This window comes from Azospirillum sp. FG154 (assembly GCF_057809575.1).
In genome coordinates this window covers 76,946-94,162 of the sequence record NZ_JBMDKF010000009.1, presented here as the reverse complement: position 1 = coordinate 94,162, position 17,217 = coordinate 76,946, and the positions used below count along the sequence as shown (strand labels likewise).

Annotated in this window: 15 protein-coding genes; 7 read left to right on the top strand and 8 right to left on the bottom strand. The window is 66.5% G+C overall.

Annotated elements, in window-relative coordinates; all coding sequences use genetic code 11:
* Window positions 1-37: 37 nt before the first annotated feature.
* Both ACODS4_RS12755 and ACODS4_RS12750 read right to left on the bottom strand, forming a co-directional pair.
* Complete coding sequence (locus ACODS4_RS12755; RefSeq protein WP_488864147.1) at window positions 38-514, bottom strand: phasin family protein; 477 nt, start codon at window positions 512-514, stop codon at window positions 38-40.
* Between the two features lie 319 nt (window positions 515-833).
* On the bottom strand, window positions 834-1,346 hold the full coding sequence (locus tag ACODS4_RS12750; RefSeq protein ID WP_488864145.1) for a phasin family protein: 513 nt from the start codon (window positions 1,344-1,346) through the stop codon (window positions 834-836).
* A gap of 446 nt (window positions 1,347-1,792) precedes the next feature.
* Here ACODS4_RS12750 and ACODS4_RS12745 point away from each other — a divergent pair, with 446 nt between their 5' ends.
* Window positions 1,793-2,548, top strand: a complete 756-nt coding sequence (locus tag ACODS4_RS12745) for a proteasome-type protease (protein ID WP_488864143.1) — start codon at window positions 1,793-1,795, stop codon at window positions 2,546-2,548.
* 6 nt (window positions 2,549-2,554) lie between these two features.
* On the opposite strand, the gene ACODS4_RS12740 is transcribed toward ACODS4_RS12745, so the two are convergent.
* Entirely contained in the window at window positions 2,555-3,328 is a 774-nt protein-coding gene (locus tag ACODS4_RS12740) for a hypothetical protein (RefSeq protein ID WP_488864142.1), read from the bottom strand.
* 276 nt (window positions 3,329-3,604) lie between these two features.
* Between ACODS4_RS12740 and ACODS4_RS12735 the strand changes: the two genes are divergently transcribed.
* On the top strand, window positions 3,605-4,963 hold the full coding sequence (locus ACODS4_RS12735) for a D-alanyl-D-alanine carboxypeptidase family protein (protein WP_488864140.1): 1,359 nt from the start codon (window positions 3,605-3,607) through the stop codon (window positions 4,961-4,963).
* 40 nt (window positions 4,964-5,003) lie between these two features.
* Here the strand turns inward: ACODS4_RS12735 and ACODS4_RS12730 are convergent, their stop codons facing one another.
* The 3 genes from ACODS4_RS12730 to ACODS4_RS12720 all read right to left on the bottom strand — a co-directional run bounded on the left by ACODS4_RS12730 (window position 5,004) and on the right by ACODS4_RS12720 (window position 8,216).
* Window positions 5,004-5,792 (bottom strand): response regulator, encoded by a 789-nt coding sequence (locus ACODS4_RS12730; protein WP_488864138.1) that lies wholly within the window; start codon window positions 5,790-5,792, stop codon window positions 5,004-5,006.
* Between the two features lie 152 nt (window positions 5,793-5,944).
* Entirely contained in the window at window positions 5,945-6,448 is a 504-nt protein-coding gene (locus ACODS4_RS12725; RefSeq protein WP_488864136.1) for an MmcB family DNA repair protein, read from the bottom strand.
* A gap of 127 nt (window positions 6,449-6,575) precedes the next feature.
* Entirely contained in the window at window positions 6,576-8,216 is a 1,641-nt protein-coding gene (locus ACODS4_RS12720) for a sensor histidine kinase (protein ID WP_488864134.1), read from the bottom strand.
* Here ACODS4_RS12720 and ACODS4_RS12715 point away from each other — a divergent pair.
* From ACODS4_RS12715 to ACODS4_RS12700, 4 genes are all read left to right on the top strand, one after another.
* Window positions 8,215-8,427 carry a hypothetical protein gene (locus ACODS4_RS12715; protein ID WP_488864133.1) on the top strand — a complete coding sequence of 71 codons (213 nt, stop codon included), beginning with the start codon at window positions 8,215-8,217 and terminating at the stop codon, window positions 8,425-8,427. The two genes, ACODS4_RS12720 and ACODS4_RS12715, sit on opposite strands and share 2 nt — an antisense overlap.
* Window positions 8,428-8,579: 152 nt before the next feature.
* Window positions 8,580-10,589, top strand: a complete 2,010-nt coding sequence (locus tag ACODS4_RS12710) for a glycosyltransferase 61 family protein (protein WP_488864131.1) — start codon at window positions 8,580-8,582, stop codon at window positions 10,587-10,589.
* Between the two features lie 311 nt (window positions 10,590-10,900).
* A complete protein-coding gene (locus ACODS4_RS12705) occupies window positions 10,901-12,289 on the top strand; it encodes a bifunctional enoyl-CoA hydratase/phosphate acetyltransferase (protein WP_488864376.1) in 1,389 nt (462 codons plus the stop codon).
* A 12-nt stretch (window positions 12,290-12,301) separates the two neighbouring features.
* The gene (locus ACODS4_RS12700; RefSeq protein WP_488864129.1) at window positions 12,302-13,504 is read left to right on the top strand and encodes an acetate/propionate family kinase; all 1,203 of its coding nucleotides are present in this window, start codon (window positions 12,302-12,304) and stop codon (window positions 13,502-13,504) included.
* A 136-nt stretch (window positions 13,505-13,640) separates the two neighbouring features.
* Here ACODS4_RS12700 and ACODS4_RS12695 read toward each other — a convergent pair whose 3' ends face one another.
* Window positions 13,641-15,077 carry a sensor histidine kinase gene (locus ACODS4_RS12695; RefSeq protein ID WP_488864127.1) on the bottom strand — a complete coding sequence of 479 codons (1,437 nt, stop codon included), beginning with the start codon at window positions 15,075-15,077 and terminating at the stop codon, window positions 13,641-13,643.
* 13 nt (window positions 15,078-15,090) lie between these two features.
* Window positions 15,091-15,759: a response regulator gene (locus tag ACODS4_RS12690; protein WP_488864125.1), complete on the bottom strand. Its 669-nt coding sequence runs from the start codon at window positions 15,757-15,759 to the stop codon at window positions 15,091-15,093.
* A 229-nt stretch (window positions 15,760-15,988) separates the two neighbouring features.
* Between ACODS4_RS12690 and ACODS4_RS12685 the strand changes: the two genes are divergently transcribed.
* Window positions 15,989-17,092 carry an ABC transporter substrate-binding protein gene (locus ACODS4_RS12685; protein ID WP_488864123.1) on the top strand — a complete coding sequence of 368 codons (1,104 nt, stop codon included), beginning with the start codon at window positions 15,989-15,991 and terminating at the stop codon, window positions 17,090-17,092.
* Window positions 17,093-17,217 lie beyond the last annotated feature (125 nt).

The following is a 17,217-nucleotide window of genomic DNA, read 5'->3' as shown; positions in this document are numbered from 1 at the left end:
AGCGGAGCGCCTTTTCACAAGCGGATTTTGGCGTCGATCAGACGGCGACGGGCTTGCCCAGCGTCTCGACCGTCAGGTTGACGCGCTCGCTCAGGGGGGCCAGCGCCTCGTTGGCGATCTTGACCGACAGTTCCTGAAGCTTGGCGCTTTCGGCGACGAAGGCGTCGAAGCTGGCCTTGGCGTAGGCGTTCTGCAACGCGATCAGTTCCTGGATGGTCTTGACGGCCAACAGAGCCTTGCCGTTCGACACGCCCTTTTCCAGCGAGGACTGGGTGAAGGCGGCGACCTGCTTGCCAGCCTCTTCGGCGCCCTTGGCGACGATGGTCGAGGACTTGACGACGGCGTCGACGTTGCCCTTGGTCAGGCTCGACAGATCGTCGTAGCTCTTGAGAATCTTGGCGGAGGCCTTTTCCACCTGCTCCTGTTGGGCCTTGACCAGGCCTTCGAGGTTCTGCTTGGCGGTGGAAACGGCGTCTTCGATGGTCTTGCTGGCGGCGGCGAACTTGTCGGACATGATTATGCTCCTTCTGCCCTCGGGTGGGGCAACCGCGTGATCCCGCGAAAGCGGCAACCGACGCGATGTGGTTTGAGTTCCCCGGACCCCGGCAGGGCAGGCGCCCGAGCTATGCTGCACCGCAACATGATCTTGATATACGGGGAGCGGGGGAGCTTGTCAAAGGGATTTTTGTGCACTGCACAAAAATCGCGGAAGCGGCTTGGTCGCCTGACGGCGCGAAAGGACGCGATCCAAACAGACACGGCCCGGCAACCGTCGCGGGTTGCCGGGCCGTGCGTTCGGCCGCTCCGTTGGTTGCCGATTGTCTGCCAGGACGTTAGGCGGCGAGCGGCTTGGACAGGGTTTCGACGGTGGCGGTCACGCGGGTGTTCAGCGGAGCCAACGCGTCGTTCGTGACCTTCACGGACAGTTCCTGAATGCGGGTGGCTTCAGCGACGAACGCGTCGAAGCTGGACTTCAGGAAGCCGTTCTGCAATTCGACGACTTCTTGCAGGCTCTTGGCGGTCAGCAGGGCCTTGCCGGTGGTGATCGACTTGTCGAGCACCGACTGGCTGAAGGCGACGACCTCGCGACCCAGATCCTCGGCGCCCTTGGCGGCGATGGCGCTGCTTTCGACCAGCGCTTCGACATTCGCCTTGCTGGTGGCCTGGAGGTCTTCATAGCTCTTCAGGAGCTGGGCGGTGGTCTTCTCGAACTGTTCCTTGGCGACCGAAGCGGTCTGCTCGAACTGCTTGATGGACTGTTCCTGACCCGCCTTCACCAGACCTTCATACTGCTCTTTGGCCTGGGTGGTGACGAGTTCGAGCGACTTCGGCGTGAACTTGGTCATAACGCGCGTTCCTTCCTGGCTGATGCCGGTCTCGTCCGTGCAAGGTTTGCCGGGCGAGTGTTTGGCCCCGGCCGCAAGGTTTGCGGGTCGCGAAGCCTGCCGACAGCGTGTTTCCGAGACGATGTTCCGTTGCGGTTTCAAACCCGACGTCCGGCTGGGCGTTGGCTGAATGCTGCACTGCAATATAAGGAAACTATGCAACCACGAGGCGGGAGTCAACAGAAGGTTTTGTGCGCCGCGTCATTTTTTCAGAGGCTCCCCATTGTGGCGCCGCCGAACGCCTCTGTGGTTATTCCTTAACCAAGGCTTTACCGAATGTGCGACAAGTGTAGCGCGAAGCCGCCTGCCGCGCGCTTCAGACAAAAGTAAGAAGCGGTGCGCCGAAGCGTCGCATCGGACCTTTGCCCCATCAATTTCCTGGGCCGCCCAGACAGGACGTTTCAAGCATGACCTATTGCCTTGGCATCAAGACCCGTGACGGCCTGATTGGTCTGTCAGATGGGCGCATCACCAGCGGTTCCCAACTGTCGTCCGCCCGCAAAGTGACTATGGTCGGCAGCGGCGGCGACCGTTTCTTCATCATGAATTCCGGTTTGCGCAGCGTGCGTGACAAGACGCTGGCCTATCTGCGCCGCGACATGGGCAAGCGGCGGGGCGAAAGCTACGCGACCATGCTGGACGCGGTGTCGGCCTTCACCACCTGCCTGCGTCAGGTCGCCACCGAAGACCGCGAGTCGCTGGAGGCGTCCAAGCTGCACTTCAATCTGCACGCCATCATCGGCGGGCAATTGGCGGAAGACCGGGAGCCTTACATGTTCCTGGTTTATCCCGAAGGCAATTGGATCGAGGTGGACGAGCGCACGCCTTACCTGTCGATCGGGGCCACCGCCTATGGCAAGCCGATCCTGGATCGCGCGCTGACCTATCAGACCGACATGCAGACGGCGTTGAAGCTGGCCTACCTGTCGTTCGACAGCACCCGTTTTTCCACCAACGACGTTGGTTTCCCCATCGACATGGTGTCCTACCACGCCGAAGCGCGGACATGGCGCGAGTCGCACTATGATTACGACGATCTGGGCGAACAGCGTCAGTGGTGGAACCGCAATTTGACCGAGTTGGCCCGCCGGATGCCGGATGGTCCGTGGGTTGAAACACTGGTTCCCGACAGCCTGCGCGTCCGCGCGCCAATCGGCGAGTGAGCCGCGTCAGCGGTTGAGCAGCGCCGCCAGCGGTCCTTCGGGCAACCAACGCCCGAAGGGCGCGGTGGGGCCGACCAAGCCGTCGCGATTCGCCTCAATCTCGAAATACACCCCGGCCTCAGACCGCTGGTTTCCGGCAGATCCGGCGCGCGGCGCGGCGTCGGGCGGCGGCAGGGTGGGGAAGGCGATCATGGCGGGATCCAGCGCGCGCGTCGGTTCCAGGAACGTCGCGTCCGTGAAGGGCGACGCCGGATAGGGGTGGATGGCGAAAAACCAGCGACCGGCCCGACAGCCGTTGATGAGCCAATAGACGCCGTTAGACGGCAGCCGCATCGTGCTTGAAGGCGGCTCGAACGCGCCCTTGTCCTTCAGGCGGGCGAGGACGCTGGCGAATTGCGGCGGAGTCAAACGCAGCGTGGCGGTCTGGCCGCGCGCGGCGGACAGCGGATCCAGAGGGTTCAGCCGGGCGAGGTCGGTCGCCTCGATCACGCGGGCTTCCACCAGGGCGCCGCCGGCGTCCGCCGGATCAAGGGTGATGTCGTAGGTGCGGACATGCCGGTTGTAATCAGCGTTGAACACCACCCGGTAACGGTCGCCGCCGTTCGCGTCGCAACTGGCGCGCAGATCGTCGCCGCTGAGGTAGCTGAACCACGTCAGCTTGCGGGCCACCGGGTTGTCGGTCGGACCAAAGGCGGCGCAGCCCGCCAGCGTCGCCAGCGCCATCGCCAGCGCGATGGTGGAGATGGGGCGAAGATTGGTGCGGGGGATGTTGCGGCTCATCGTCTCTTGCCTTGCGTCCACGGGGTCTGATACGAGATCGCCGGTCTGATCCTGTGCGGTCTGATACGGGATATGGTGGTTGCGGCGGCGCTGTCAAACCAGCGCTCCGACGCGCGCGCTTCAGGGGTTTCCAACCGTTGAATGACCGGGCGCCATTGTGGCCACAGGCGGCGGAAAAAGCCAAAGCAAGAAATTAACGAATTCCTGCTAGACACTGATTTGCCACATATTTACGATCACGCCGAGCAGCAAATATTAGCCTTTGGCGGGGCCATCATGACCGTAACGCGAAAGTCCGCTCCCAACGGCCTGTTTCCGTTCGTTTTTCAGGCGATGGGGGTGAGGAACGCGAGGCGGCTGCTCCGCGCGTTCTTCGTCGTGGCCGTCTTGGCGGTCGCCGGTTTGGTCGGCTCTGGGTTGACCTCCGTTCAGGCGGAAGCGGCCAAGGCCGCCTCAATCATTGTCGACGCCCGCACGGGCGAGGTGCTGCACGAGCAGGACGCCGACGCCCTCACGCATCCGGCGTCCTTGACCAAGATGATGACGCTCTATCTGACCTTCGACGCATTGGACGACGGGCGTCTGTCGTTGGACCAGTCGCTGCCGGTGTCGTCCTGGGCCGAAAGCATGTCGCCGACCAAGCTGGGTCTGCGGGCCGGATCGTCGCTGCGGGTTGAGACCGCGATTCTCGGGCTGGTGACGAAATCGGCCAACGACGCCGCCGTCGTGTTGGCCGAGGCGTTGGGCGGCACCGAGTCACGCTTTGCCGAGATGATGACCCGCAAGGCGCGCGAGCTTGGCATGCGCCACACGGTGTACCGCAACGCGTCCGGCTTGCCGAACATGGAGCAGGTGACGACCGCGCGCGACTACGCGATCTTGTCGCGGGCCATGCTGGCCGATCACCCGAAATATTACCCCTATTTCAGCCGCCGCAGCTTCACCTATGGCGGTCGTCAGTTGCCCAACCACAACCGGCTGATGTCTCGGTATGAGGGCATGGACGGCATCAAGACCGGCTACACCGTCGCCTCCGGCTTCAATCTGGCCGCTTCGGCGGTGCGCGAGGGGCGTCGTCTGGTCGGTGTGGTGTTGGGGGGCAAATCGCCGGTGTCGCGAGACAACCGCATGGCGGCGCTGCTGGATCAAGCGTTTGGCAAGCCCAACCGGGGCCGCGACGACGGCGCTCTGGTGGCCAGCGCCGAACGGCTCGCCAAGGAGTCGCCCGACGCTCAGGGCGATGACGATGAGGAAGAGGATGAACCCGAGGTGAGCGCCAAGGCCGCGCCCAAAAGGGTGACGGTGCAATTGGCGTCTCTGGCCTCGCCAGCGGCCGCGAAGGCGGCGGTGACGAAGGCTGAGAAAGAGGCCAAGTCATCAGGAAAATGGGGCATCCAGGTTGGCGCCTTCTCCAGCCACGCCGCTGGCCAAAAGGCGTTGACCCAGGCCGTCAAGCAGGCGCCGTTTCTGCTGCGTGGGGTCAAGAACGCGGTGCTTGCGACGAAAAACGGCAAGGACACTGTTTTCCGCGCCCGCATGGTCGGGTTGGACGAGAAGACGGCGCGCAAGGCCTGTTCGGAGCTGTCCCGGCACGGGCATCACTGCGTGGCGGTTCCTCCCGGAGAGAAATTGTAAGGGGGAGGGGCCGCCCTCTCCCGCTCTTGCCCCTGCGCTCTCACCCCTGCGTCTGGCGGTCCAGATAGGACAGAGCCAAACCATAGGCGTCGTCAAAAAGGCCGAGAGCCGCTGATGCGGTTCCAAGGATTCCATCGCGCTCCAGGATGGCTTCCAACCCTTGGGCGGCGCGGCGCAGGGCGACGCAGCCATATTGTCCGGACACGCCCGCGATTTTGTGAGCCATCGCGCCCGCCGCGCGTGAATCGCCGTTCACCCAGGCGTCGGCCAGGGCGATCCGGTATTGACGCAGCGTGTCCGCCGTCTTTGCGATCAGCGTGTTGACGCGGTCGGCGGGCAGCAGGTCGCGCATCTGGGCGATGGCGTCGGGATCGAAGGCGGCGGTCTCCTCCGGCGCAGGGCCGGGCGTGGCGTTGTTGTTCAAGGCGGTCTCCAGGGCGTCCAGCCGCAAGGGCTTCGTCAGCAGGCCATCGGCGCCGCAAGCGCGGCAACGCTCCAAGCCGTTGGGCGTGGCGGTGGCGGTCAGCATCAGAATGCGGGGGGCGGCGTTGGTTGTGGTTGGGTGGTTGCGGATGCGCCGCACCGCCTCGTCGCCGTCAAAGCCGGGCAGGCCGAGATCCATCAAAAGCAAATCGAACCCGGCGCTGTTTGGATCGGTGGCGGCGGCCACAGCCGAAGGCCCGTCCTCCACCGCGACCACGCTGTGACCGGCCCGGCGCAGCAAGGCCAACGCGGCCATGCGGTTGACCGCTTCGTCCTCGGCCACAAGGACGCGCAGTGGGCGCGTGATGGCTTGGTCCGTCGGCAAGCTGTCCGCTGAAAGCTTCATGACGTGACGCTTGGCCTCTGAAATGTGGCGCGTGATGACCATGAACCGTCAGTGTAGCGGCTTTCCGTCTGGGGCGCACGGGCCGAAAAGCTGTGTCGCAGGAACGTCACAGCGCTGCAAGGTTGCGGATCGGCGTAAGCGTGACGACCCAATCAAACGATGGGCGGGGCCTGACGGAAGGTCGGATCCTCGATCCGGTGCAGGCGTCCAGCCCCGGCCAGGGCGGCGCGCAGCAACAGGGTCTTGCGGCGGGCGGGGGCCAGCTTGCGCAGCGGGGCTTCGCGCGCCACCTCCGCGCCGTAGGCGTCGGCGATCATCAAGCCGCACTCCTCCGGGATCAGCTCGGTGGGAAACGCCTCGTCCACCGCGAAATAGAAGGCGTCGCACCACTCCGCATAGTCGGGCCATTTTTGATCGGTACGGAAGTCAACCACGCCGCTTTTCACCTCGACGATGATGATCGTCCCATTCGCGTCCAGCGCCAGCACGTCGGCGCGCCGTCCAGAGGCCAAGCGGAACTCCATCAGGCTGGAAAAGCCGCGAAAGGCCAAGGCTCGCCGCACCCCACGGAAAATGGGCGGGGCGCCGCTGAGCAGGTCGAAAGCGTCGTCGTCACGGTCGGACGGAGCGGCGGGCGGGTTGGACGGGTTGGGCATGACACGGGCGATTGGCGGGGGAGGGATTGGCGGGGTCGATTGGAACAGTTGGCGAACAAACCCTAGAATGACCAATCCAGGCCGGTTCGCCAAGGAAGAACGCGCCCGGCGGCGCGGCGTTCGCTTTTCAACGTTTGCTGTGCGGGGTGATCGGCAGGGGCGGGCACAAACCGCGCGGCAGGCTGCGGGAGGCCGGGAAGATCAACACCGCCGAGGTGCCGACCCCCACGTCGCTGGTCAGCTCCAACCGTCCGCCATGCAACTCGGCCAGTCGCTTGACGATGGGCAGGCCCAATCCGGCGCCGTCGGCGGTGCGGGCGATGGTGACGTCGGCGCGCTCGAACGGCTCCTGAATGCGGAACAGCTCGCTGGCGGGAATGCCGACGCCGGTGTCGGCCACCATGACGCCGATGCCGCCGTCGGGCGTCACCGTCGCCGTCAGCATCGCCGTTCCGCCCGGCGGGGTGAACTTCACCGCGTTGGTCAACAGGTTCAGCAGCATCTGGCGGATGGCGCGGGGGTCGCCCAGCAGCATCGGCAGGTCGCGGGCGATGTCGGCGCGCAGAGCGACCCCGCCTTCAACCGCCTTGTCGCGGACCATGCTGATCGTTTGCGCGGACAAGGCGGTCAGATCGACGCCTTCGTTGGACATCGGCAACCGCCCGGACTCAATGCGGGAGAGGTCAAGGATGTCGTCGATCAACGCCAGCAGATGCGCCCCGCTGTCGCGGATGTCGGCGGCGTAGTCGCGGTAGCGTGGGTTGCCGAGCGGTCCAAAGGCTTCCGACATCAGCAATTCGGAAAAGCCCAACACGGCGTTCAACGGGGTGCGCAACTCGTGGCTCATCAGAGCCAGGAACTCGCTCTTGGCGCGTCCGGCGCGTTCGGCTTCGCGACGGGCGGCGCGGGCCTCGGCTTCGCGCGCGCGCAGGCGCTCTTCGTTGTGCTTGATGGGCGTGACGTCGGCGTAAACCAACAGCACGCTGTCGTCGGCGGCGGGATGCTCGCTGACCAACAGCCAGCGGCCATCTTGCGCCCGCAAGGTGAAGGGCTTGTCGGATTGCCGGTGATGGGCCAGACGGGCTTTGACCCACAGGTCCCGTTCGGCGTCGGTTGGCAGGGCGCCGTCCATCTGGGCGGCGCGGCGAACCAGCGCCTCAAACGACGCGCCGGGGACCAGAAGGTCGGCCAATTCCGGCAGGAACTGCTTCAAGCGCCCGGTGGCGTGAATCAGCCGGTCGTCGGCGTCGAACAGGGCGAAGCTCTCGGCGCTGTGCTCCAACGCGGTGGCCAGCGTTTCCGCCATCGACGGCGAGTCGGGGCCAAGATCGACCAGGGTGGCGCACACCCCGTCGGGGAAGGGGGTGGCCGACAGACGCCAGCGCGCCCGGTTGCCGCCGCCGAGGCTCGCGCTGAGCGTGCGGGTGACGGGGCCGTTCAGCGCCGCCGCCAACCCGGCGAACAGCCCGGAACAGCGGTCGTTGGCGCCGTCGCGACGCAACCGCAAGCCAACCAGAGCGGACCGCCCGATCAATGTTTCAGCGGCGCGGTTGGCCAGCATCCACTCAAAATCAATCAGGGCGCCCGAGTCGTCGTAGATGGAGGCGAACACCCCGACGGCGTCGGGCAGCAGGGCGATGGCGGCGGCCGACAGACCATCGGGAGGATGACGCTGGGTTTGAGGCGAATCTCGGCGCGTGGCGTGGCCGTCGGCGTCTCGATCGTCGAGCCTCCGTCTGTTCAGCCATTCTTGCGCACTGATGTCCATGGCGGCAATTCTTGCCGCGCCAACCCTAACAATCCATAAAGATTGGAGCGAAATATCAGGAGAGTGTTTGATAAATTCTGGCGAGGGCAAGGAAGATTTGCAACGTTATGCTAAAACTTTAACAAAATTCATCGTGTTCATTGTCGGCTCTGCGGGCGCGCCGGGCCAAGTTCTGATGTGGAGACTTTGGATGACGATGGGCGCTGCGTAATGTTGTGCGTGGCCTTATGTTTCACGACCAGAAGGTAGAGACAACGGCGCCGATTGTTGGACGGGGCGGCTCTGCTGTAGGGTAGGACCAGCATGACACGAACAGCCTCCTCCTCGACGCCCCCGCCATCCCCCGCCTCTTCCGGGGGCGACATGACTGTGGGCGAGGCCCTGCGGCTGGCTTTGGAGCATGAGCGGGACGGGCGTCCGCACCCGGCGGAAGCGCTGGCGACGGCCATCGTCGGCGTGGTTCCGGACCATGCCGACGCGCTGGCCCTGTTGGCGGCCCTGCGCTTGCGTCGGGGGGACGAGGGCGAGGCGCTTTCTCTGCTGGCGCGCGCGGTGGCCCATGCGGGGGCCGACGCGCCGTTCTTCGCCAATTTGGCGTCTCTGCTGCGTCGGGCCGGTTCGGCGGCGCGCGCGCTGGCGGCGCAACGGCGGGCGTTGGCGCTTGACCCGGCCTTTCCCGTGGCGTGGTTCAATCTGGGCAACGCGCAGAGCGACGGCGGCGACGGGCCAAGCCGCGACGCGGCGGCGTCCTACGCGCGGGCCGCGCGCCTGCTGCCCCATCATCCCGACCCACGGCGTCGCTTGGGTGATCTTTTGCTGGCCTTGGGGGAACCCGCGGAGGCGGCAGAGCGGTTCGGGGCGGCGCTGCGGCTGGCTCCAGAATCGGTTCCGGCGCGGCTTGGGTTGGCCGACGCCCTGCGGGCGTTGGGGCGCGTCAACGGGGCGCTGGACCTGTGCCGGTCGGTTCTGGCCTTGCGCCCGGACTCCGCTGAAGCGCTGACCACCCTTGGCGCGCTGCTGGTCGATGATCGGCGGGCGGGTGGTCTTCCGCTCTTGCGTCGGTTGGCTCGTCTGCGTCCGGATGACGCGGTGGGGCGTCTGGCGTTGGGCGAGGCGTTGGCGCGCGCCGAGGCCACCGACGCTGGGACGGCGCTGCGACGGGCGTTGGCCTTGCGCCCTGATGATCGCCGCAGCCTGCGGGTGTTCGGCGCCCTGTTGTTCGTGGAAGGGGACGAGGCGGGAGCGGCCCTGTGGGCGCGGCGCGGCGCGGCGCTGGACGGGGCGACGCTGGGTCGGGTCGTTGGTTTGCGCGTTCAGCCCTCCGATCAGGCCACCGGGTCGGCGCACCAGCGCGTGTCCGCGCCGCGCGAACTGGCGGTGGACACCGGGACGGCGCGCTGGGGCGAGATCACCTACCGTCTGCCCGAATCCTTCCTGACCCGCGTCGATGAGGCGTTGGTCCATCCCCACAATTTCACGGTGGAGACGCCGGGCGGCGCCCTGCTGCTTGACGGCTTGCACGCCTATTCCCGCAGCAGCCTGACCATGCTGCCGCACGTCGTCCATCACAGCGGCGACGACCGGCTGCTGGTCAATCTGCCGCTCACGGCTCAGCGGGTGGAGGAGGAGGCCATTTTGCTGGGCGGCGACGGAAATTTCGCCCATGGCGTGCTCGATTGGGCGTCGAAACTGTGCGTCTTGGACCAGTTCCCCCATCTGTCCGGCTTGCCGGTCCTGGTCTCCGCCGCCCTGCGCCCGGCGGTGGTCGAACTGTTCGGCTTGCTGGGCCTGTCGGCGGACCGCCTGATCCGGGTGACGCCGGGCGCGCTTTTCTCTTGCCGCCGCTTGTGGGTTCCGTCGCTGACCCACCAGTTCCAATATATGGCGCCGGAGCATCTGGCCTTCCTGCGCGGACGGCTGGGGATCCCGTCAAGCCCGCGCGCGCCGGGACGTGGTCGCCGCCTGTACCTGACCCGCGCCTCGGCGGGTTATCGCGGGTTGGTGAACGAGGAGGAGGTCGCCGCCATCCTCGCCGCCGAAGGTTTTGAGGCCTATGTCCCCGATGGGCGGTCGATGGCCGAGCAGATCGCCGTCTTCGCGCAGGCCGAGGCCATCGTCGCTCCCATCGGCGGCGGCACGGCGGCGGTGGCTTTCGCGCCGCCGGGAACGCGGGTTCTGGAACTCACGCACGAACGCTGCGTTCTGCCGCAATACGCCATCCTCTGCGCTCTGCTGAAACAGCCTTACGAGCAGATTGTCGGGACGGCGGCGCGCAATCGCGGCAGTCTGGCCTTTGATTGGGATTTTTCCGTTCCCGTTCATCAGATTTCCTTTATGCTGCGTCTGCTCAATAGTCTGAAACAACATCAGTAACCGTTCCGTAACAAGAGCTTAGCCATCGCTATTGACATAGGTCATTGGGCGACGCTGTGCGGCGCGGTATCTGTGACGCGTCGCCAAGCGACGCTTTGCGATCAGCGCCAGTCTTTGGACGCTGCCGGTTCCGGCTTTCCGGAATCCAAGAACAGGGTCTCGGCCAAATCAGGAACCGGGATCGGGAGGATACGGCCCTCAGCCGGTCGCGATCCTTTTAGGAGTTTGAGATGGACACCGCCCCCGCCGACCTCGCGACCGATCTCTATGGCCGCAGCGGCATCGAGCAGAACGGCAACAACGGCAGCACCATGATCGAAAACGTCACGTTCGAGGAAATCCACGTCGGCCAGCAGGCCAGCCTGTCGCGGCGCCTGACCATGTCCGACATCGAGCTGTTCGCCACGGTGTCCGGCGACCTCAACCCGTCGCACATCGACGAGGGCTATGCGGCGGACGGTCGGGTGGTCGGCCACGGCATGTGGTCGGCGTCGCTGATCTCCGCCGTGCTCGGCACGCTGCTGCCGGGGCCGGGGACGGTCTATCTCGGCCAGGATCTGAAGTTCCACCGCCCGGTGCGGTTGGCCGACGTCATCACTGTGACCGTCACCGCGAAATCCAAGGACAGCGCGCGCAAGTCCGTGGTGTTCGACTGCCTCGCCGCCAACCAGGACGGCAAGCCCGTCGTGACCGGCGTCGCCGAGGTGATCGCCCCGACCGAAAAGGTGCGCCGCGCCGCCGCCGAACTGCCGCAGGTCCAGGTCATCCGCCACGACGGCCATGAGCTGATGCTGAAGAAGTGCGAGGAGCTGCCGCCGGTCCCGACCGCCGTGGTGCACCCGTGCGATGAAAGCTCGCTGCGCGGCGCGGTCGAGGCGGCGGAAGCCGGTTTGATCGACCCGGTGCTGGTCGGGCCGGAGGCGAAGATCCGCTCGGTGGCGCTGGCCAACGGGCTGGACATTTCCCGTTACCGCGTCGTTGACGTGCCGCACAGCCACGCCTCGGCGGAAACCGGCGTTCGGCTGGCCCGCACCGGCGAATGCGAAGCGGTGATGAAAGGCTCCCTGCACACCGACGAGCTGATGGGCGAGGTGGTCCGCAAGGAAACCGGCCTGCGCACCGGGCGGCGGTTGAGCCATGTGTTCGTGATGAACGTCCCGACCTACCCGCGTCCGCTGCTCATCACCGATGCGGCCATCAACATTTACCCGACGCTGGAGGACAAGGTTCACATCGTCCAGAACGCCATCGATCTGGCCAAGGTTCTGGGCGTCGCCACGCCGCGCGTCGCCATTCTGTCGGCGGTGGAGACCGTCAACCCAAAGATCGCCTCGACCCTGGAGGCGGCGGCCCTGTGCAAGATGGCCGACCGGGGCCAGATCAAGGGCGGCATCCTTGACGGCCCGCTGGCCTTCGACAACGCCATCAGCCGCGAGGCGGCGATCACCAAGGGCATCGCGTCGGACGTCTCGGGCAAGGCCGACATCCTGCTGGTTCCCGATCTGGAAGCGGGCAACATGCTGGCCAAGCAGTTGTCGTTCCTGGCCCACGCCGACGCGGCGGGCATCGTGCTGGGCGCGCGCGTGCCGATCATCCTGACCAGCCGCGCCGACAATGTGCGGACCCGTCTGGCGTCCTGCGCGGTCGCGGTTCTGGTCGCGGCCTCGCGCCGGGTCGCCGCCGCGCTGGCGGCGGAATAAGGAGGGGACGCGATGCCGAAGGCGATTCTCGTCATCAACGCAGGCTCGTCCAGCCTGAAATTCTCCGTCTTCCGCGACAGCGGGACCGGCGATCCGGTCGCCACCATCAACGGCCAGATCTCGGGCATCGGCACCGCGCCGGTGTTCGAGGCCAAGGACGCCCGGCGTCAGCCGTTGGGGTCCAAGAGCTGGGCGGCGGGGGAGGCGTCCGACCGCACGGCCCTGTTGGGCTATCTGCTCGATTGGGTGGAAGAGCGATTGGAGGGGGCGACGCTGATCGCCGCCGGTCATCGCGTCGTTCATGGCGGCGTGCGCCACGCCGCCCCGGTTCGGCTGACGTCGGAGGTTCTGGCGGAGCTGGACGGGCTGATTCCGCTGGCCCCGCTGCACCAGCCGCACAACCTCGCCGCCATCCGCGCGTTGGCCGAGGCGCATCCGGACTTGCCGCAGGTCGCCTGTTTCGACACCGCTTTTCACCGGGGCCAGCCCTGGCAGGCGGGCATGTTCGCCATCCCGCGCGAGCTGACCGAGGAGGGCGTGCGCCGTTACGGCTTCCACGGCCTGAGCTATGAGTACATCGCCCGTCGCCTGCCGGAGATCGCCCCGGAGCTGGGGGATTCCCGCGTCGTCGTCGCCCATCTGGGCAGCGGCGCCAGCATGTGCGCCATCCATGGCGGGCGCAGCGTGGACAGCACGATGGGCTTCACCGCCCTGGACGGCCTGCCGATGGGCACCCGTTGCGGCGCCATCGACCCCGGCGTGTTGATCTATCTGATGCGCCAGAAGGGGATGGACGCCGGCGCTCTGGAGAAGCTGCTCTACAACAAGTCGGGCTTGCTGGGCGTGTCGGGCGTGTCGAACGACATGCGCGCCCTGCTGGACAGCGCCGATCCCCACGCGGAAGAGGCGGTGGAGCTGTTCTGTTTCCGCATCGCCAAGGAAACTGGCGCGCTGGCTTCTTCGATGGGCGGCGTTGACGCGCTGGTTTTCACGGCGGGCATCGGCGAACGCTCCCCCCCGGTGCGGGCGCGGGTCGGCGACAAGCTGGCGTGGCTGGGCGTCCGCATCGACGAGGCGGCGAACGCCGCCAACGCGACGCTGATCTCCACCCCCGATAGCCGCATCCCGGTCTACGTCATCCCGACCGACGAGGAGCGGATGATCGCGCGGCACACCCGCGACGCGTTGGCGGGCGCGGCTTTTCCCCCTCCCTAACCCTCCCCCGCTTGAGCGGGAGAGGGAACGACGCCGCGCTTTGGCAAGGTTCCTGGCCCCCTCTCCCGCTGCAAAGCGGGGGAGGGCCGGGGAGGGGGCAAGACCGTAAGCGACGCTTCCGCGTGACCGCCGACGCTCACACCGGCGGGCGGAACGTGACCACCACCCGCAGGCCCGGCCCGCCGTCCGCCCGGTCCTGCAAGGCGACCTCGGCCCCCAGCCGGTCGGCCAGCGCCCGGACAATCGCCAGCCCCAGCCCGCTGCCGCTCCGCGCCGCTTCCGCTGTTTGCGGCAGACGGAAGAATCGCTCAAACACGCGGTCCCGCTGGTCGGCGGGAATGCCGGGACCGTCATCCTCGACCTCCAGGCGCGGGGCGTCGGCGGATCCCGTCACCCGCACCGCCACCGATCCGCCGGGCCGGTTGTAGCGGATGGCGTTGTCGATCAGGTTGGCCAGCAACTCTCCCACCAACACCGGGTTGCCGCTCACCCGCAGGCCGTCGCCGTCGGGCGGGGCGTCGAACAGCACCTCCACGCCGCTGGCTAACGCGGCGGGCACCTGTTCGGCGGTGATCTCCGCCGCCGTCTGCGCCAGTTCCGTCACTTCGGCGGGCGCGGGAATCGGGCTGTCCTCGTCGGCGCGGGCGAGCGCCAGAAGCTGCGTCAACAGACGCTCCAGCCGCCGCGCCGCGCCGTCCACGTCGTCCAGCGCCGCGCGGCCTTCCGGGGTGTCGGAGCCATGACGGCGCAGCAGCGCCAGATGGGTGCGCAACACCGCCAGCGGCGTGCGCAACTGGTGCGAGGCGTCGGCGGTGAAACGGCGCATCGCGCCGATGGACTGGTCCAACCGCTCCAACAACCCGTTGATGGCGACCACCAGCGGCAGCGCCTCGCGCGGGACGACGGCCAGCGGCAGGGGAACCAGCGCCATCGCCCCGCTGGCTGAGCGCGAGTCGATCACCCGGCGCAACCGCAGCAGCGGGGCCAAGCCCCGACCGACGGCGCCCCACACCAACAGGCCGCTGCCGGCGACCAGGGCCAGCTCCAGCAGGGTCAGCCAGAGCAGCAAATTGATTTCCAGACCACGGCGGCCGTCGGTGGTTTCGGCCACCTGCACCAGAACCGGCTGCCTTTCCCCGTAAAGCCGCCGCGCCAGGGCGGCGATGCGCACGGGGTGGCCATGATATTGATCGTCGCGGAACTGGGTGACGTTGGGCGGCAAGGATTCGGGATCCAGGGTCGGCAGATCGAGATAGCCGGTGATGACGCCGCCGCGATAGGCGACGTTGTAGTAGATGTTGTCGCGGGCCTGGCTCTCCAGCATGCCGAAGGCGACCGCCGGAAGATCCACCGTCACCTCGCCGTCATCGTCGCCCACGGCCAGCCGTTCGGCGATGGCCAGCGCCGATCCGGCGAGCACCCGGTCGTGGGTGGATTGGACGAAGCCGTGGATCAACGCCGCCCCGCCAACCCCCAAACCGACCGCCAAGGCCACCAGCGGCGCCAGCAGCCGGGTCAGCAGGCGCCGCCGCAGCGAGGGCGCGCGGCGTCCCTGGCCGGACAAGTCGCTCATTCGCGGATTTCCATCAGCCGGGGATTTCCATCAGATAGCCCAAACCGCGAATCGTCCGGATCGGCGGGCCGTCGGGTTCCAGCTTCTTGCGCAGGCGGGCGACGTACAGCTCAATGGCGTTGGGGGCGACCGGCTCGTCATAGCCGAAGACCTCGCCCGACAGCCGATCCTTCGGCACCACCTTTCCGGCGCGGGTTATCAACCCCTCCAGAACCGCCAACTCCCGCTTGCGCAGGTCAAGCGCCCGCCCGTTCACCGTCACGCTGGCGGTCGAACGGTCGTAACGCAGGCCGCCGCAGACCAGTTCCGGCGTCGGCAATCCCTGGCCCCGGCGCATCAGCGCGCGAACGCGGGCCTCGAACTCGGCGGGTTCAAAGGGTTTCAGCAGATAGTCGTCGGCCCCGAGATCAAGCCCTTTGACCCGGTCGGCCACCGCCTCGCGCGCGGTCAGGATCATCACCGGCACGGTCGAGCCGCGCCGTCGGATGCGGCTCAACACCTCGAACCCGGACAGGTCGGGCAGGCCGAGATCCAGAATGACCAAGCCATAGGGTTCGGCCTGTTCGGAGCGCGTCGCCTCTTCCCCAGACGATTCATGATCGACCGCGTAACCGGCCAGCTTCAACGAACCGACCAGCCCGCGCGCCAGCGCCGCGTCGTCTTCGACAATCAGAATTCTCATGCTGCGGCGAACCTCCCCCCTTTGTTCCGCGTGGCCCGGTCTTTGCGCCCAGTCTTCACGCTGGGTCGTCCGTTCGCCAAACAATTTTTACCCGCGACAGATTGGCGACAGGTTGAGCGCCTATAGTCGCTTGTAAGTCCAACCAACCCCGCTCGCAACGGAACAATGGCCCGGCTTTCAGGGGGCGCCCGCGCGACGGACAACGAAGCGTTCATGGAGAGGAAAAGAGATGAGCCGCAAATTCGCCCTTCTGGTCGCCACCGCCCTGACCATCGCCGCCCCGCTGCTGACCGCCGCGACCGTGCAGGCGCAGAGCGTTCCCGCCGGGTATGACCCCGCCTACGCCAAGATCATTGAGGCGGCCAACCAGGAAGGCGCGCTCAGCATCTATTCGGCGACCGACGCCGCCGCCGTGTCGGAGCTGTTGAAGGGCTTCGAGACGCTCTATCCCAAGATCAAGCTGGAATACGCCGACCAGAATTCGACCGAGATGTACAACCGCTTCATCAGCGAGGCCGCCGCCAACAGCGGCACCGCCGATGTGATGTGGTCGTCGGCGATGGATCTTCAGATCAAGCTGGTGAACGACGGCTACGCCCAGGCTTACGCGTCGCCGGAGGTCAAGGCGCTGCCCGATTGGGCCAACTGGAAGAACGAGGCGTATGGCACCACCGCCGAACCCATCGTTTTCGCCTACAACAAGCGCTTGGTCGCCGCCGCCGACGTGCCGAAGACCCACGCCGACCTCGCCAAGCTGCTGACCGACAAGGCCGACGCCTTCAAGGGCAAGGTCACGTCCTATGATCCCGAACGCAGCGGCGTCGGCTTCCTCTACATCACGCAGGACGCCCAGGCGAGCAAGAACACCTGGGATCTGGTCAAGGCGATGGGCCAGACCGGCGTGAAGCTCTACACCTCGTCGGGCGCGATGATCGAGCGTCTGACCTCGGGCGAGCACACCATCGGCTACAACATGATCGGCTCCTACGTGCTGGAGCGGCAGAAGAAGGATCCGGCCTCCATCGGCGTGATCCTGCCCAACGATTACACCATCTTGATGTCGCGCATCGCCTTCATTCCCAAGGCGGCCAAGCATCCGAACGCCGCCAAGCTGTTCCTGGATTATCTGCTGTCCAAGCCGGGGCAGGAGGCGATGGTCGCGCGCTACATGGGGTCGATCCGCACCGATCTGGCCCACATCAACCCGACCGCCGACATGCCGGAATCCATGCTGCGCCCGATCCATGTCGGTCCGGAGCTGCTGACCTATCTGGATCAGGCCAAGCGCCTGAAGTTCCTGAAGGATTGGCAGAAGTCCCTGCAAGGGAAGTAAGACAGCCCCACTGCGCCCTCTCCCGCTCTGGGAGAGGGAAGGGACCCGCCGCGACGCGGCGGGAAGGGTGAGGGGTGATCGGTCGAAAGACCGTTGATCCTTGGCTCACCCCTCCCCCTCCCCAT

What these genes read in the sequence shown, in the direction of transcription:
- ACODS4_RS12755 (WP_488864147.1), bottom strand. Translation starts at nt 514, where the DNA reads ATGTCCGACAAGTTCGCCGCCGCCAGCAAGACCATCGAAGACGCCGTT.
- ACODS4_RS12750 (WP_488864145.1), bottom strand. Translation starts at nt 1,346, where the DNA reads ATGACCAAGTTCACGCCGAAGTCGCTCGAACTCGTCACCACCCAGGCC.
- ACODS4_RS12745 (WP_488864143.1), top strand. Translation starts at nt 1,793, where the DNA reads ATGACCTATTGCCTTGGCATCAAGACCCGTGACGGCCTGATTGGTCTG.
- ACODS4_RS12740 (WP_488864142.1), bottom strand. Translation starts at nt 3,328, where the DNA reads ATGAGCCGCAACATCCCCCGCACCAATCTTCGCCCCATCTCCACCATC.
- ACODS4_RS12735 (WP_488864140.1), top strand. Translation starts at nt 3,605, where the DNA reads ATGACCGTAACGCGAAAGTCCGCTCCCAACGGCCTGTTTCCGTTCGTT.
- ACODS4_RS12730 (WP_488864138.1), bottom strand. Translation starts at nt 5,792, where the DNA reads ATGAAGCTTTCAGCGGACAGCTTGCCGACGGACCAAGCCATCACGCGC.
- ACODS4_RS12725 (WP_488864136.1), bottom strand. Translation starts at nt 6,448, where the DNA reads ATGCCCAACCCGTCCAACCCGCCCGCCGCTCCGTCCGACCGTGACGAC.
- ACODS4_RS12715 (WP_488864133.1), top strand. Translation starts at nt 8,215, where the DNA reads ATGGCGGCAATTCTTGCCGCGCCAACCCTAACAATCCATAAAGATTGG.
- ACODS4_RS12720 (WP_488864134.1), bottom strand. Translation starts at nt 8,216, where the DNA reads ATGGACATCAGTGCGCAAGAATGGCTGAACAGACGGAGGCTCGACGAT.
- ACODS4_RS12710 (WP_488864131.1), top strand. Translation starts at nt 8,580, where the DNA reads ATGACTGTGGGCGAGGCCCTGCGGCTGGCTTTGGAGCATGAGCGGGAC.
- ACODS4_RS12705 (WP_488864376.1), top strand. Translation starts at nt 10,901, where the DNA reads ATGATCGAAAACGTCACGTTCGAGGAAATCCACGTCGGCCAGCAGGCC.
- ACODS4_RS12700 (WP_488864129.1), top strand. Translation starts at nt 12,302, where the DNA reads ATGCCGAAGGCGATTCTCGTCATCAACGCAGGCTCGTCCAGCCTGAAA.
- ACODS4_RS12695 (WP_488864127.1), bottom strand. Translation starts at nt 15,077, where the DNA reads ATGAGCGACTTGTCCGGCCAGGGACGCCGCGCGCCCTCGCTGCGGCGG.
- ACODS4_RS12690 (WP_488864125.1), bottom strand. Translation starts at nt 15,759, where the DNA reads ATGAGAATTCTGATTGTCGAAGACGACGCGGCGCTGGCGCGCGGGCTG.
- ACODS4_RS12685 (WP_488864123.1), top strand. Translation starts at nt 15,989, where the DNA reads ATGAGCCGCAAATTCGCCCTTCTGGTCGCCACCGCCCTGACCATCGCC.